We start from the raw sequence: 15,245 nt of genomic DNA, 5'->3' as shown, positions 1-15,245 counted from the left end.
GGACGTCCATCAGCGAGATGAGAGGAGCAGACAACCGACTGCCAGAAAGGTTGCGTTAGCGTAATCATCTGCCGCGCGGGAAACAACTTCAAACCGCGGGGATTCGGGCAATCAGAGCGCGCACGAGATAGTCAGCGGCAAGACTCGCAGGTTCGAGCAGGTCGCTGCCCAGAATCGGAGCTTGTCGCCAATCGATTTGCGGGTGGGTTTGCTGGGCGCGAGCGACGGCTGCGGAGGTCGTCTCGAGCATCTCGCCGCTGAAGAGCAGGTGAGGCTGTACGACAATTCGAGCGAAGCCCGCGGCAGCCGCTTGCTCGAGCGCCTCCGGCAGATTGGGACGAGCGACGGCGATGAAGCCGGTGAAGACTCCGGCGGCGTTTACTTTTTCGCCCAGAGCCGTGGCGAACTGGCGACAATGATCGATGGCGGCGGGGTCGCTGCTGCCACGACCGATAAGGACAAGCCCGGTGGGCGGATGCGGAGTGGCTGAGGTTTGTTTAAGGGCAAGCCCCTCACCCCGACCCTCTCCCCGGAGTACCGAGGAGAGGGAGGAAGAAAAACGGAGGGCAGCGAGGTCGATGAGCGCTTCGTGGCAGCCTAGGGGTTCGGCGACGGTGATTTGCAGTTGAGGATGCACTGCGAGGGCGTTGGCGATTGCTGCGGGTATGTCTTGCTTGGCATGACCAGCGGCAAAGAGCAGGGCAGGGGAGAGTACGATTTTTGCCAGCCCCCGCTCGGCCAGATTGGCAAGTGCCATTTCAATGGTTGGTTGTTGCAATTCGATGAAGCCAACTTCAACCGGCAAGGGCACCGCGCCTCGCACCAGTTCCACCAAGCGCAGGAATTGCTCTGTTCCCGCCGCATTGCGGGTACCGTGACCGACGAGCAAGATGGCATCTGGCACAGGAGTCATGTTTCGAACGGTGGAAGTTGCGATCACTTGTTGCGATTGGAAATGCACCACACGGAGCGTGGCGACGACACTCAAGGGAACTTTCCCGCGCACGGGGTAGGCGTTTGCGGCATTTCGCTACTATATTGACAGAACAAACTTCTGGGCGGTGTTAGGCCGTCATTTTTTCCATTGTTGGCTGTGCTGCTTGTGAATTCTTATTTGCTGATGATCAGCGGGGCTCGCGCCGGGGCACACGTCGTGCTTCCTACGGATCGCCCCACCCGCATTGGACGCGGGCTTGATTGCGACATCGTCCTTTCCGATCCCCTCGCTTCGCGCGTGCATGCCATCGTTCAGTTCAGCGACGGACTGTGGTGGATTCGTGATGCCACCAGCCGCAACGGCACTTATTTGAACGGGCAGAAGATCGACGAAGCTCGGCTCGCCATCGACTGCCGCGTAAAAATCGGCACCACGGAATTTATTTACTGCGAACAACTAGACCCCCGTAGCGAGTCGGCCCGGCAGGAACATACCCAGACGGTAGTTCGCGATCGGATCGTTACCGAAGGGATGCCCAGCGATCTCGGCTTCTCACTGTTGCAAGACAACGAGCGAAATCAAGACTTCCTCACCTTGCATCAGCTGAGCGTGCGTCTGCTCGGCTGCAACGATCCCGATGAAGTCGTCCGCGTCTCGCTCGATTTGCTGCATACCCGCACCCAGGCATCGGTCGTCGGATTTCTTTGGGTCAGTGACGACGGCCAATTGAAACCCAAGTTGGTCATCCCCGAAGAGGCAGCGAGTAAAGTTCGCCTCAGCGACAGCTTGACCGAAATGGTCATTCGCCAAGGCAAGGCGGTTTGGATCGACAATCAGCCGGCCACAGTCGGCACCGATAGCCTGCGGCTATTTGCCGACGCGCTGTGCATTCCATTGGTGCACGAAGGGAAGACCCTCGGGGCTATTCATATTTATCTGGAGCAGGGGCGCTTCCGCCAAAGTGATTTCGAAGTCTCGTTGCTGCTGGCGAACATCCTGACGGTTGCCTTGGTGCGGTCACGTCAGGAAGCGATCTTGCGGGCCGATAATCGCCGGCTCAGTGACAAGGCAGCGGTCTTCGACGAACTGATCGGCGAGAGCAAGCCGATGACGGAACTCAAGTCGAAGATCAATCGCGTCGCGCGCGCCACGGGCTGTGTGCTGGTGCGCGGCGAAAGTGGCTCCGGCAAGGAACTCGTCGCCCGGGCCATTCACCGCGCTAGCACCCGTTCCGATCGACCAATGCTCAGCGTCAACTGCGCTGCCATCCCCCGCGACCTGATGGAAAGCCAACTCTTCGGCCACAAGAAGGGCTCATTCACGGGTGCCGAGACTGATCACACCGGCTGGTTCCAATCGGCACACACGGGCACTTTGTTCCTGGACGAAGTGGGCGAACTGACACTCGAGGGGCAAGCCAAGCTGCTGCGTATTCTCGAAGGTCATCCGTTTTTGCCCGTCGGTTCGACGAAAGAAGTGACGGTCGATGTCCGGGTGATAGCAGCGACGAATCGCGACCTCAGCGAATTTGTCCGCGAGCATAAATTTCGCGAAGACCTTTATTACCGCCTCTCTGTTTTTGAACTTTATATTCCGCCGCTGCGAGATCGTGGGCCAGATATCGATCTGCTAGCGGAGTTCTTCTTGAATCACTTCCGCAAGCAACATGGCCGGCCTAACTTGCTCGTCTCGCCCGATACGCGCGAGAAGCTGCTATCGTATCAATGGCCTGGCAATGTGCGGCAGCTGCGTAATGTGCTCGACTCGGCCGTGGTAATGTGCGAAGGAAATACCATCCTGCCAGATGACCTCGGCCTGCGCGACGCTAGCGGCGGGAAAGAGCTCGAGTCCTTGCGTCTCGACTTCTGGGAGCGCAAGCTGATCCAAGAAGCATTGAATCGGACAGATGGCAATGTTCCAGAAGCAGCGAAGCTTTTGGGATTGGGGCGGGCCACGTTGTATCGTAAGATCGAGGAATATGGGATAGTTCGCCGATAATGGATTTACGGCACCCTGTCTCAGCCTGAATTTGGAAAAGTTGAAAATGGATGTTCACTTTCCTGCCTTTAAATCTCACCCCTGGGTCCGTGGCGGACATTTGCAGACCATTTTGGGCTGCTATTTCTTCCACCAAACCGTTCCCTATACCGCGACCAGGCATCTGGTTACGCTCGCGGACGGCGACCAGATTGTGCTCCACGACGACCGGCCCCAGAAGTGGCAGCCGGGAGACCCTGTTGCGCTGCTAGTACACGGACTAGGTGGCTCTCATAAGTCGGGCTACATGCAGCGGTGTGCCCAAAAGCTGAATGCGCATGGCGTCCGCGCGTTTCGCATGGACCTGCGAGGCTGCGGTGCTGGCATCGGCCTCGCGCGCCAGCTTTGTCATGCTGGCCGCAGCCAAGATGTGGCGGCAGTGCTAGCGGACATCAATCAACGCTGCGTCAATTCGCCAGCGGCCGTCATCGGATTCTCGATGGGCGCCAACATGGTGCTGAAGATGGCCGGCGAATGGGAAGACTCCGCGCCCGAGAATGTCGTGGGCGTGATGGCCGTCGCGCCGCCTGTCGATCTCGATGTCTGCTGCTCGCATGTCGAAACCAATATGCGCGGCGTCTATGGGCGCTCGTTTGTGATGGGCCTGAAGAACTACATCGCTCTGCGTCAAAGGTCGATTCCCAATATCTTGACGCCGAATCTTCCTTCCAGCGTCAGCAAGATTCGCGAGTTCGACGCGCACATCACCGCGCCTCTCTCGGGCTTTACCGACGCGGCCGATTACTACTCGCAGGCCAGCTCCGGGCCGTACCTCGAAAAGATTCGCCTTCCCACGCTGATCGTGGCGGCTAAAGACGACCCCATCGTGCCAATCAACTCGGTGCAGGAATCGAAGCTGTCGCCGTTTGTGCAACTGATTGTGGCCGAAGGCGGTGGCCATCTCGGCTACATCGCTGCTCGCAGCAAAGACCCCGATTGCCGCTGGCTCGACTGGCGCGTGGTCGATTGGGTGCTGGCTCGCATGCCCGGACCGCTGGTCGCTGCCGACTGGCGACTCACGCGACCAAGTATCAAAGCAATGCCCGGCGTGCAACACTCGGTGTAGAGCCAAATACTCCGATTGACCATGCCGCCGCGATGTGCATAATTTGGCCAACAACGCCGACCGTCACCGGGAGGCTTCTATTATTTGCCTGCGTTGGCTGACTGGTTCTACCAGAGGCATCGCATACTGCGGCCGCTCAGCAAGCTCTTCACTGGCAACCAGGAAATTCCCTCCTGATGTTCTATGCGCTGCTGGCTGTGGCTGTAGAGTGAAAGGAGTCGAAGTATGTCGAATTCAATGTTGTTGGAGCGCTCCACCCCCGCCGTCGCTCCCTTTGGTCAGCCAGGTGCCATGCCTGGCGGTTCACCCGCGGCTGCAAACTGGTGCGTTCTTCCTCGCTGCGAGATTTCTTTTGAGAAATGCACGGGCGGGATGAAGATCCACTGCAAGTGCGCTGACGAAGTTGCTTGCGGCACGCTGCAACATCTGTGCAAGATGCTGTGCGACGGCCTCTGCTCATGCTGCTGCACTTGCAACGGCATTCAGGTGTGTCAGTGCAGCTTGACCATGGGCATCTGCAAGTGCGAGTACACGAAAGACGGCGTGTGTATCACCTGCACCAGCGGCGACGCTAAATGCTGTGCCATGATCCAGGCGTGCTGCGACTGCCTCAAGTGCTGCTGCGATTCGGGTTGCTGCTGCTACATTTCGTTCAACAACACGCCCGTGTGCTGCGGAACCTGCTAGAGCAATTCGCGAAGATCTTCAACGACGGCCTGCTTAGCGAACGAGCAGGCTGTCGGCTTCTTTTTTGGGGCTGATTTCCCATGGATGAAAACCGCCTTAAACCATTCTTTGCCCGATTGCCGGAACCGAATTTAACCGGTGGGCCGTTCGCCGTCGTGCAGTCCCCAACTGCGCCGTTGCAGCCCATTCATCCTGTCGACTTGTACCAGGCAGCGTTTGAAAAGGCGAAGCAGGAGTACCAGCTAAACCGTCTGTTCAACCCTGAGCATTACGAAGATGGTGGCGGTATCTAGTCAATCGCGTCGGCTCGATCTCTTAGTCCTTCGGCAACTTCACAACCGTCATCTTGCCGTAGCCAATCGGCCAGTTGCTCGTAACTTCGATTTCGCCAATCAGATCTTCAGCGGTTAGCTCCCCAGGGAAGTTCTTGGCCAGTTTGTCTTGGCGGTCGAGATAGATCTTGGCCAGATACTTGCCGCTCGGCAGCTTGGCTTCTTTCAGCAGCTCTCTCGCCCGCATCGAATCTCGCGGCGCGACCAGGCTTAAGTGATTTTGCCAGAGCCCGCCTTTGCCAAAGATCTGGCGATCGGCCGTGGCCCAACGATCTTGCGAAAACTGCTTCGTTGCTTCGTCCCAGCGATAGAGATCGACTCGCAGCAACAGCTTGTCGTACGTGGCGGGAATGTCGGTCAGCTTGAACCAAATCTCAGAGACGTTGGCTGCTTCGTCATTTACAGCCGGCAGTTCCTTGGCCGTTTGATACTTGCCCGCTTTGGTGGCCAAGTAGTCATCGATGAAACGGCGGAACTGCGTGTACGTGCGGTCACCCTTCGTCATCTTTAAGCCGCCACCATGCTCGACCGCGTTGAGCGGCTTCAACAAAAGCAGGCTCTGCTCGGGTTGCTTGAGATCGATTAGTTCATGCTCGAGCAAATGATCGAGCGTGGCCTGCGGATCAGCCAGTTTAATCCACGAGATGTGTTCGCCGTGCTTCTTCACTTGCTGCTGGTTGCGGTCGGCAGAGTGGCACGCTGCACACCGCCCCGCTTCGGCCCAGACGTTATCGACGAACGACTGCAGCACCCGATCTTGCCGGGCGTGGCGAATGACCTCTGGAGGCAACCGTGGACCAATAGCACCGTCCTTGGGTTTCGCTGCAATCAGCGTGGCGTCTTTCACTGCTGCAAAGATCCAGGCTCGGAAGGCCGCCGATTCTTCTGCCCGAACCTTCTCGGTCACGATGCTCGGCTTCGCCGGCTTGCGGTCGATAAACTGCAGCAATTTCGACTTGGCAGGCTCTTGGACGTTGATCAGCCCGCCGTCGCGCAGGGCGGCGAACGTCTCCAGTTGCGTGGGCCGGATGTAATCTTTCAGATCGACACCACTCAGGTGGCATTCACTGCAACTCGACGGCCGTTGGGCCTGCAGGATGGGGGCGATCCGCTTTTGAAAGATCGCCAGGGCTGCATCTTGCGTGGCCGAATCTTCGGCAGCAGCCTGAGGCAGAATCGCCCCGCACAAAACCAGCGGAGCGAAGATTGCCAAGAGCAAGAGACGGCGGGCATCATGTGAGCGCATCACAGCGAACCTTGCCAAAGCTGGGTTTGCGATGCCGGACCGGACTACCAAAAAGCGGTAGTTACTTGGTCTTGCCAGCGGCTTTTTTCAAAGCAGCGGCCAAGCGCGACTTTTTGCGGCTGGCGGCATTCTTGTGGATCACACCCTTCACGGCAGCGCGATCGAGCTTTTGAGCGGCAGTCTTGAACTCAGTGGCGGCCGCAGTCAAATCGCCGGCTGTCGCCGCAGCGGTCACCTTGCGAACCTGCGTCTTGAGCAAGCTCTTGGTGGCGCGGTTCGTGGCCCGGCGCTTCAAATTCTGACGTTGTCGCTTCTTCGCACTACTGGTGTGTGGCATGACTAATCCGTAACAACACGTTTCGCAAATAGACAGGACAATTCGGCGTTCTGTCAGGACATTCTACCGAGCTTAACGGCGGGCTGAGCAAGACGTTCAGCCGCTGCCGGGCCGGGCAGAGAATCCACCTTTATCGCAGATGAGCCGCACGTTGTCCAGCCTTGCTGAGGCATCTTTATAGGCGGGATTTATGGCCACCAGCCGCTCCCACCAGCGGAGCGCTTCGGCCGCTGAACCGCTGGCCTCGGCCAAAACCGCTCCACGATACAGGGCCTTCTGAAAATCCTCGTCTTGGTCGGCATTTTCCCCGCTTGTGCCAATTTCCGCCGCCTGCTGATAGAGCTCAAAAGCTCGCACAAACTGCCGCAACTGCTGCCAGTTCTCGCCCGCAGCGACCAAGGCCCGCAACCGCCACTCGGGCAGTTTCTGGAGCGGATGCAGATACTTCAGCGCCTCGCTGCAGTTCCCCGCTCGGGTCAAGCAGCCCGCCAGTTCCCACGACGATGCCGGCTCCGACGGAAACCGCTCGTAGCGGGCGAAGGCGACGCCAAGTTCCACGCGCCGCTGCTCTTCCAGGACTTCGTCGATCAAACGGAGCGTTCGCGGAGACGGCAACAGCTCTGCTTGCCGCCGGGCGAGTTCCGTTTTCTCTCTTGCCCGCCCCAGCATGATTTCTTCGCCTAGTTCTCGCAGGCGAAGGTTGTTGCCGGCAGCTCCGCTTTCGTCAGCAAGCAGTCTTTCTGCTGCTGACCAACGTCGGGCTTGGATGTGCGACTCGATTCGGGCAGCCAAATCACCCTGCGATATGTCAATCGGTTTCACCTCTTCGGCCACAAACAGCCAGGCAAACTCTTTAGCCAACACGTCGGGCGGCTCCTGTTTCGACAGCTCCTTCCAGATCGATCCTGCAGCAGCAAATTGCCCCGCCTCACCCAACGCAGTGGCCAGCGCACGAAGCACTGTTGGATCTTTGGGTGTAAGGCGATGGGCCTCCTGAAGCAGCAAGACCTGCGATGGACCGTGGTCGAGCAACAAACAAACCTCTGCCAGGTTCGCCAGAACTTTTGCGTCACGCGGCGATTCCCCTAGCAAGAACCAGCCATGCCTCAATGCCAAGCCAAGGTACCGCTCGCGCAGCGACACGTTGAAAGCCGCTCGCCTTTGCCAAACCTGCCACGGCCAGGCTGTCGCCGTTTTTCCTTTCGCCCGCTGCAGGTTCTCTAGCAATGCTTGCAGAAACAGCGTATTGCCGGGATCGAGCGTGCAACAATCGCTGAGCACCCGATGTGTCCCGGCATAGTCCGGAGGCTGGCGGTTCAGCAGCTGCTTGGCCTGTTCGAATTGCCGCGCCAGTTGATGCCGCTGCGCCGCGGAAAGGACCGCAGGCGGATTGGTCGGTGGCGGAGTCGAACTCGCAGGGCTGGTCATAACAGGCTGGTCGATTTATTCTCGGAAGTGTCGCCTTCCGAATTTCGTTGAAAAAGTCATCTTCATGGTAACACCGGACGCTCCATCCTCTGCCGCAGCCGGTGTGGTTTATCTCGTCGGCGCGGGGCCCGGCGATCCCGGCCTGATCACCGTCCGCGGTCGCGACTGCCTGCACCGAGCCGACGTCGTACTGTACGACTATCTCGCCAATCCGCAATTGCTCTCCCATTGTCGTTCCACGACAACCCTCCATTGCTTGGGCCAACATGGCCGCGGCCGTCTCTGGTCGCAGGCCGAGATCAACGCGCAGATGATTGCCGACGCAGGGCAGGGGAGGGTGGTCGTGCGGCTCAAGTGCGGCGATCCAACGGTCTTCGCCAAAGCGGCCGAAGAGATCGAAGCCCTCGTCGGTGCAAACGTCCCCTTTGAGATTGTCCCCGGCATCACCGCCGCCTTCGCCGCAGCCAGTTACGCTGGCTTGCCGCTCACGCAAAAAGACCAGGCCTCGGCCGTGGCTTTGGTCACGGGCTACGAAAATCCGGCGAAGGCAGGCGAACCGCTCGACTATCTGGCCCTCGCCCGCTTCCCCGGCACTCTCTGCTTTTACATGGGCGTCACATCCGCGCGCGAGTGGTCGCGTGGGCTCATGGCTGGCGGTCGTGCGCCCGAAACACCGGTCGCCCTCGTCCGCCGCTGCAGCTTCCCCGACCAACAAGTGTGGCAAACGACCCTGGGCGAAGTGGCCCCGTTCATCGAGCAACTCAAGCTCCGCCCGCCAGTCATCATCGTCGTCGGAGAAGTTGCTGCCTCGTCGCGCACTTGGAGTTGGTTCGACAAGCGACCGCTCTTCGGTCAACGAATTCTCGTCACGCGCCCCGCGCATCAAATCGAAGACCTCCGTGGACCACTCAGCGAACTGGGAGCCGAAGTGCTGCATCAGCCGGCGATCGAAATCACTACACCCAGCGATTGGCAGCCGGTCGATGAAGTCCTCACGCGCTTGCACCATTTCGACTGGCTCGTCTTTTCTAGCAGCAACGGCGTGCAACATTTCCTGCAACGTCTCTGGTCTCAGGGACGCGACCTGCGCGCACTGGGTTCGCTGAAGATCTCTGCCATCGGTCCTGGTACCGCCGCCGAACTTGCCCGGCACTCGCTCAAGGCTGATCTCGTGCCCGATGAGTTCCGCGCCGAGTCGCTGGCCACGGCGCTCGCCGAGCTTGCCCAGGGGCAGAAGTTTCTGCTCCTCCGGGCGAGTCGTGGACGCGAAGTGCTGGCCGAAGAACTCACTGCGGCGGGTGGCAGCGTCGAGCAAGTCGTCGTCTATGAAAGTCGCGATGTCACCCAAGCTTCACCCGAAGTTCATTCACTCCTGCAAGCCGGCAAGCTCCATTGGATCACTGTCACCAGTAGCGCCATTGCCCGCTCGCTGCATGCCCTCTTCGGCGACGATCTGCGTCTCGCCAAGCTGGCCAGCATCAGTCCCATCACAACGAGCACGCTGCGCGACCTCGGCTACGAACCAGCGGCTGAAGCAAAGTCCTACACCATGCCCGGCCTGATCGCCGCGATCCGCAGTGCCTCAAGTCCGTGAGGCCGCATCGTCGAGCAACAATTCAATCAGGTCTTGGCTCGTCATGATCTTGTGCCGATGAGCGATGTACTTCGATTCGATCTCGCGGATGCTGAACTTCACGGGCTTGCCGCTGTGCACTAGCGCCAGGTTGGTATCGATCAGCAGATTGACCGGGCTGCCGCGCAGCATCATGCCAATCAAGCCGAACATCGACACCGGCGCGCCACCCAGGAAGGCTCGCAGCCACGGTGCAAAAATGCGCATCACCAGCAGGCCAAAGAGCGTCATCACAACGCCCAGCATCAGGCCCGCCAGGAAGATGATCACTTCTTTCGGACCCATGCGGCTTGCCTCAAAAGTAGGCCGGCAACAAGCGGTAATCCGCGATGTTCCGGCCGACGACTACCGCTGAAAAATCGGCAAGTACGATTTATCGAACTGCAACATGATTAGGTTGCAAGCGGTGACATAGATCGGGCCAATGTTGCCGGCCCACGAGCCATCGCCGGTCTGTTCGCTGACGATCTTGTTGTAAAGCTTATCGCGGAACGGAGCCCATTCCTTTTCACCTTGGCGATACATCACCTGCGCGTAATACAAATACGTGTAATGCCAGTGACCGAACGAATTCGGGCCTTCCGACAAGTTCTGCAGGTTCTTTTTGCAGTACTCGAGCATCTGCGGCACGTGCTTGTCGTCGTACGCACCCGCGTTGTAAAGCGTGGCGAGTGCCGCAGCGGTGATCGCCGGTCGGCTGCTTCCGCGATTGCGCGAACTGTACGAAATGCCGCCGTCCGCATTGCGGCAGGCGTAGATATATTCCTTGGCCTTCTCGATCGCTTCGCCCGGGACGACGATTCCCGCGTTGCGACAACCGCGCAGGCCTTGCACCTGGGTGATGGTCGTCGAGCCTTCATCAAAATCGGGTTGATCCTTGGTGCTCACATAGCCCCAGCCACCGGTCGGCGCTTGAGCCCGCACGCTAAACTCCACCGCCTTCGTACAGGCGTTGACCAGTTCCTCGCGCACTTCTTCGTCTTGCTCTTCACCGAGCACTTGCGACAGAAAGAGCATCGAGAAGCCGTGGCCGTAGGTATAGCGGTTGTCGTTGCGCGGATCGCCGATCAGGCCGTTATCGCGCAGCTTGCTCAGGAGAAAATCGACCGCTTTGCGAATGTGCTTGGCGTACGGACCTTGGGTGGTGGTGCTGCCGGAACCAACGAGAGCGGTCCCCGCGAGCGCCGTCATCGCGGCAGGGTAACCACCGGCCGTCCAATGTCCCTGCGTCGATTGATTCTTAGCGACCCACTTCAAGCCACGGTCGATGGCAGTTTCCCATTTGGGTTCTCGCTTGGCCGCCTGCACGGGCAAGTTGCCCGCCAGCGACAGCGCGGCTGCGCCCCCCAGCGTGAGTAGCGCCTGGCGACGTGTCAAAGCTGCCACAGTCTGGGCAGCGAGAGTCTGGCCTTCTGGCATGGCTCGATTCTCGGGTTCGCAAACGAGGAAAACGACTTCTCTATCATCTACGCTGGCCGATCGCTCCGCCAGCAAAACCAACCGCAAATCTAGCCCGGGGAATGATCCCAGCGGGCAGCAATCATTAGTCGCACAACAGACGGGCAAAGTTCATACCCGACTTCCGGGCGAATCACCGGTTCGCGCGTCCTGAACAGGGGGCCGTCGCCTTTGATAACCGCTTTTGATAACCATTGGAGCGATAATTTCACGACTTCAATTCCATCCTAATCGACTACCACACAACCACTTGCGACCATCCGATAACCGTTTTCAGCGGACCAGGTGATAACCGTTTGATAACCACCCCAACACCCCTGAACACCACCCTTTCAGGTTATTCCAAGTCCGTTTATCGGTCACTATTGCACCACGCCTTCTACCCCGGGAAACCACTTCTCCAGCAGCTGTTGCCTAAACCCAGGGCAAGCGTCGACGGATGTCCGCGCGCACCGCTCTCCAACCGATCTCCACTGTTTTCACGAACTGCTGATCTTTTGTCAAACATTTTTTATCCGGCGAACGACAGAATTTGACCAGTCGCCCCAGAGGCATTTTGCTGGCATCGCTGGCAAGTGCCCTGCGTCGAATTCAACTGCGGAAGCCGGTCTGGTTGTGACGATAAATCCTGTAACGCCCCCTCAACTGGTAGAGGGAGTGGCGTCAATTGTCAGCGTCGGTCCCGTTCAACCGACCGCTCGTGTCGGCGTGCGCCCACAGGCCCAACATGGCGAACATCTTGGTACAAATCCCGTTCTCGGCGCGCTGCTTGCCAGCGATGCGCCAGATCGCGCACATTAGCCGTGCCGAGGGACATACCACACGCTACTGGCTGGGACCACTCAGTGGTTGGCTTCCGAATCGGCTTTGGGCCGGCAAACCCGATCTCGCCTTTGTCTGGAACGGCGTCAAGCCACGCTACTTGCCCAGCGTGCGACTGCTCAACCAACTCGGCGCAAAAGTCGTCTATGTCGAACATGGCTGGTATCCCCAGGCCCCGACGGTTCAACTCGATACCGTCGGCGTGAACGTCGGTGCCAGCTGGTCGAACAAGCCGTTGGCCACCCGCGGCCGCACTCCCTTGCCGGTCCGTCCGCAAGGAGATCTGCTCGTGCTATTACAGCACGACGAAGACGCTCAGATCACCGAGTATTCGCCCTGGTTCGCCAACATGGCGGAGTTTGTCGAACACGTCGCCACTCACTCCACGCTGCCAGTTCGCGTCCGCCCTCATCCGCGGCATCCACCGTCGCCAGCGCTGCGCCAAGCGGTCACCTCGCGCGGTCATGCCTGGGACACTTCCCCGTCGCTGAGTGCGGCGCTCGAAACCTGCCGCGCCGTCGCCTGCGTCAATTCTGGTAGCGCTATCGAAGCCTTCACCCGCCGGGTTCCGGTCCTCTGTTTTGGTGAATCAATTTACCGGCATCCGGGCGTGGTCTACTGCCTCGATCACGAAATCGAGCCATTACGAATGGCGACCAACGAGTTGGCTCAAGGGCAGTCGTCACTCTTCGTCGAAGCCATCGAAGCGATCCTCGAACGGGTCCACGCGAACCAATTCAGAATTACCGAACTGAATCAGGTCCTGCCAGTTCGAATCAACCAATGGCTGGAAACTCGTCCCTCAGCTGCAACCGAAGCCACCCGCCGCTCGCAACGAGTCATTCACAAGGGCGACACCATCCTGCCCATGCCTCACTCCCGGCAGACCACACCCTCGGCTCAACCGCAGGGAAAACGCCGCGCAGCGTAGGTTGCCGCAAGTTGCCTCAACTTGACAACCGCCGCAAATCGCGGCTAACTTGCACCGCACATTCACAAGCTCACCGGACCACCGGAAGCCAGCGAACCGCAGGTCGGGCGCTGGCATTTTTTGTTGGCACATTTTCACCACTCGTCCATTTCCACCACTAGACCTTGTCACTAGCCGCCTCGCCCTCCCGCGAACGGCTGCAGAGGAGAATCTCATGGCTCGCTGGCTCGCAGACAATTCGCAGGCAATCGGTCGCACTCCCCTCGTCAAGCTGAATCGCGTGACCGACGGCGCACCTTGCACGGTGCTCGCCAAAATCGAGGGTCGCAACCCGGCCTACTCGGTGAAGTGCCGCATCGGTGCCGCGATGATCTGGGACGCCGAAAAACGCGGCCTGCTCGGTCCAGGCAAGGCGCTCGTTGAACCCACCAGCGGTAACACCGGCATCGCGCTGGCATTCGTGGCTGCTGCCCGGCAGATTCCACTAACCCTGACCATGCCCGAGACGATGAGCCTCGAACGGCGCAAATTGCTGATCGCCTTTGGCGCGAATCTGGTTCTTACCGAAGGTCCACGCGGGATGACTGGAGCCATCAACAAGGCCGAAGAGATCGTAGCCTCCGATCCCGAAAAGTGGGTCTTGCTGCAGCAGTTCAAGAATCCGGCTAACCCCGCCATTCACGAACAAACGACGGGCCCCGAAATTTGGGAAGACACCGACGGTGCCGTCGACATCTTTGTCTCGGGCGTGGGCACGGGCGGCACCATCACGGGCGTCACTCGCTACCTGAAGCAGACCAAGGGGAAGGCCATCAAGTCGGTCGCTGTGGAACCCACGGCCTCGCCGGTCCTCACGCAGCAACGGGCTGGCCAGCCACTCAAACCAGGCCCGCACAAGATTCAAGGCATCGGTGCCGGTTTCGTCCCCGCGATTCTCGACATGAACCTGATTGACGAGATCGAACAAGTCACCAACGAAGAAGCTATCGAGTACGCTCGCCGCCTCACCAAAGAAGAGGGCATTCTCGCTGGCATCTCGTGCGGTGCCGCCGTCGCCGCCGCGGTGAAGGTCGCCAAGAAGCCCGAAAACGCCGGCAAAACCCTCGTTGTCGTCCTGCCCGACTCCGGCGAACGCTACCTCAGCTCGATCCTGTTCGAAGGGATGTTCGACGCGGAAGGGAAGGCGAAGTAGGGCCGCGAATTTGGTTTGGAACAGATCAGCAGTTCAGGCCCTTCACCCAGCCCTCTCCCCGTGAGTACACGAGGAGAGGGAGTAGTAACAAGTTGAACCTTGCCGCTCGCTTTATTCCGATTATTCCGCCGACGTTTCATGACGAGTCATTTAGCCTGACCTAGAGTTCTGCATCACTGCCCGAAGGTGCGCTGCGAGTGCGTGCGCCCGGGGGCAACGATGTGGAACTCGCGTCATGATCGTCATTGTCGGATTTATCGTCGTCATCGGTTGCGTGCTGGGCGGCTTCTCCATGGCCGGCGGGCACGTCGGCGCGCTCTGGCATCCGTCCGAGGTCGTGACCATCGGTGGCGCTGCTCTCGGCGCGCTGATCGTGATGTCTCCCAAGAAGGTCCTCATCGACCTGGTTAAAGGGTGCATCGCTTCGCTCAAAGGCTCTCCCTTCGGCAAAAAGTCGTACGAAGAGCTGTTTCAATCGATGTACGAGGTCTTTCGTCTCGTTCGTCGCAACGGCTTACTCACGCTCGAATCTCACCTGTCGGACTTGCACGCCAGTAGCATCTTTGGCAAGTACAAACTCATCTCGCACAACCATCACGTCAGCGAGTTCATCGTCGGTGCCTTTGCGCCGATCATGGACGGCAGTGCCACGCCCGAACGGCTGGGCCACATGCTGGAAATGCAACTGAAAAAGATGGAAGAAGAGCATCATCATCCGATCAGCGTGTTGCAAAAAACAGCTGACGGTTTGCCGGGCTTCGGAATCGTCGCGGCGGTGCTTGGTATCGTGATCACGATGGGTCACATCAACGGTCCGGTTGAAGAAATCGGTCACAAGGTGGGTGCGGCTCTCGTCGGTACGTTCCTCGGGATTTTGCTTTCGTACGGCTTCTTTGCCCCGATGGTGACGAAGCTCGAATTCATGGGGCACGAAGAAATCGCCTTCTTCCGCACCATTGCCGCGCTGATTCAAGGTTTCGTCAGCGATCTGCCGCCGAAGGTTTGCATCGAGATTGCTCGCCGCGGCCTGGGCTCGGAAGTGCGCCCCACTGCGGAACAGATGGAAGCGCTACTCAAGGCTGTCGAATCCAACAGTTAGTGCCAGGCTCGCGAGTGGATCGCGTTTGAAATAGGAGCAT

At 59.1% G+C, this 15,245-nt stretch carries 13 protein-coding genes; 7 read left to right on the top strand and 6 right to left on the bottom strand.

The genetic code is table 11. From position 1 onward, the window contains the following. Positions 1 to 88 precede the first annotated feature (88 nt). Complete coding sequence (locus tag NA78x_RS11790; protein WP_425618649.1) at positions 89 to 913, bottom strand: sirohydrochlorin chelatase; 825 nt, start codon at positions 911 to 913, stop codon at positions 89 to 91. A gap of 189 nt (positions 914 to 1,102) precedes the next feature. Between NA78x_RS11790 and NA78x_RS11785 the strand changes: the two genes are divergently transcribed. From NA78x_RS11785 to NA78x_RS11775, 3 genes are all read left to right on the top strand, one after another. After that, on the top strand, positions 1,103 to 2,935 hold the full coding sequence (locus tag NA78x_RS11785) for a sigma 54-interacting transcriptional regulator (protein ID WP_425618648.1): 1,833 nt from the start codon (positions 1,103 to 1,105) through the stop codon (positions 2,933 to 2,935). A 46-nt stretch (positions 2,936 to 2,981) separates the two neighbouring features. Beyond that, on the top strand, positions 2,982 to 4,040 hold the full coding sequence (locus NA78x_RS11780; protein WP_425618647.1) for a YheT family hydrolase: 1,059 nt from the start codon (positions 2,982 to 2,984) through the stop codon (positions 4,038 to 4,040). Between the two features lie 767 nt (positions 4,041 to 4,807). Beyond that, positions 4,808 to 5,020, top strand: a complete 213-nt coding sequence (locus NA78x_RS11775; protein ID WP_425618646.1) for a hypothetical protein — start codon at positions 4,808 to 4,810, stop codon at positions 5,018 to 5,020. Between the two features lie 22 nt (positions 5,021 to 5,042). Here the strand turns inward: NA78x_RS11775 and NA78x_RS11770 are convergent, their stop codons facing one another. From NA78x_RS11770 to NA78x_RS11760, 3 genes are all read right to left on the bottom strand, one after another. Beyond that, on the bottom strand, positions 5,043 to 6,305 hold the full coding sequence (locus NA78x_RS11770) for a hypothetical protein (RefSeq protein ID WP_425618645.1): 1,263 nt from the start codon (positions 6,303 to 6,305) through the stop codon (positions 5,043 to 5,045). Between the two features lie 61 nt (positions 6,306 to 6,366). Beyond that, positions 6,367 to 6,642, bottom strand: coding sequence for a 30S ribosomal protein S20 (gene rpsT / locus NA78x_RS11765; protein WP_425618644.1), 276 nt, complete (start codon positions 6,640 to 6,642; stop codon positions 6,367 to 6,369). A 96-nt stretch (positions 6,643 to 6,738) separates the two neighbouring features. Beyond that, positions 6,739 to 8,070, bottom strand: coding sequence for a hypothetical protein (locus NA78x_RS11760; RefSeq protein WP_425618643.1), 1,332 nt, complete (start codon positions 8,068 to 8,070; stop codon positions 6,739 to 6,741). Positions 8,071 to 8,134: 64 nt separating this feature from the next. On the opposite strand from NA78x_RS11760, the gene cobA reads away from it, so the two are divergent. After that, entirely contained in the window at positions 8,135 to 9,664 is a 1,530-nt protein-coding gene (cobA, locus tag NA78x_RS11755; protein WP_425618642.1) for a uroporphyrinogen-III C-methyltransferase, read from the top strand. Here the strand turns inward: cobA and NA78x_RS11750 are convergent. Both NA78x_RS11750 and NA78x_RS11745 read right to left on the bottom strand, forming a co-directional pair. Continuing rightward, complete coding sequence (locus tag NA78x_RS11750; RefSeq protein WP_425618641.1) at positions 9,653 to 9,988, bottom strand: hypothetical protein; 336 nt, start codon at positions 9,986 to 9,988, stop codon at positions 9,653 to 9,655. The genes cobA and NA78x_RS11750 overlap by 12 nt on opposite strands. Before the next feature lie 60 nt (positions 9,989 to 10,048). Beyond that, complete coding sequence (locus tag NA78x_RS11745) at positions 10,049 to 11,122, bottom strand: prenyltransferase/squalene oxidase repeat-containing protein (RefSeq protein WP_425618640.1); 1,074 nt, start codon at positions 11,120 to 11,122, stop codon at positions 10,049 to 10,051. A 766-nt stretch (positions 11,123 to 11,888) separates the two neighbouring features. Here NA78x_RS11745 and NA78x_RS11740 point away from each other — a divergent pair. The 3 genes from NA78x_RS11740 to motA all read left to right on the top strand — a co-directional run bounded on the left by NA78x_RS11740 (position 11,889) and on the right by motA (position 15,205). Further along, complete coding sequence (locus NA78x_RS11740) at positions 11,889 to 12,914, top strand: hypothetical protein (protein WP_425618639.1); 1,026 nt, start codon at positions 11,889 to 11,891, stop codon at positions 12,912 to 12,914. Positions 12,915 to 13,128: 214 nt separating this feature from the next. Further along, positions 13,129 to 14,106, top strand: coding sequence for a cysteine synthase A (gene cysK / locus NA78x_RS11735; RefSeq protein ID WP_425618638.1), 978 nt, complete (start codon positions 13,129 to 13,131; stop codon positions 14,104 to 14,106). Between the two features lie 235 nt (positions 14,107 to 14,341). Beyond that, positions 14,342 to 15,205, top strand: coding sequence for a flagellar motor stator protein MotA (gene motA / locus NA78x_RS11730; protein ID WP_425618637.1), 864 nt, complete (start codon positions 14,342 to 14,344; stop codon positions 15,203 to 15,205). Positions 15,206 to 15,245 lie beyond the last annotated feature (40 nt).

This window comes from Anatilimnocola aquadivae (assembly GCF_049819085.1).
Lineage (GTDB): Bacteria > Planctomycetota > Planctomycetia > Pirellulales > Pirellulaceae > Anatilimnocola.
This window is presented reverse-complemented; position numbering and strand designations above follow the sequence as displayed.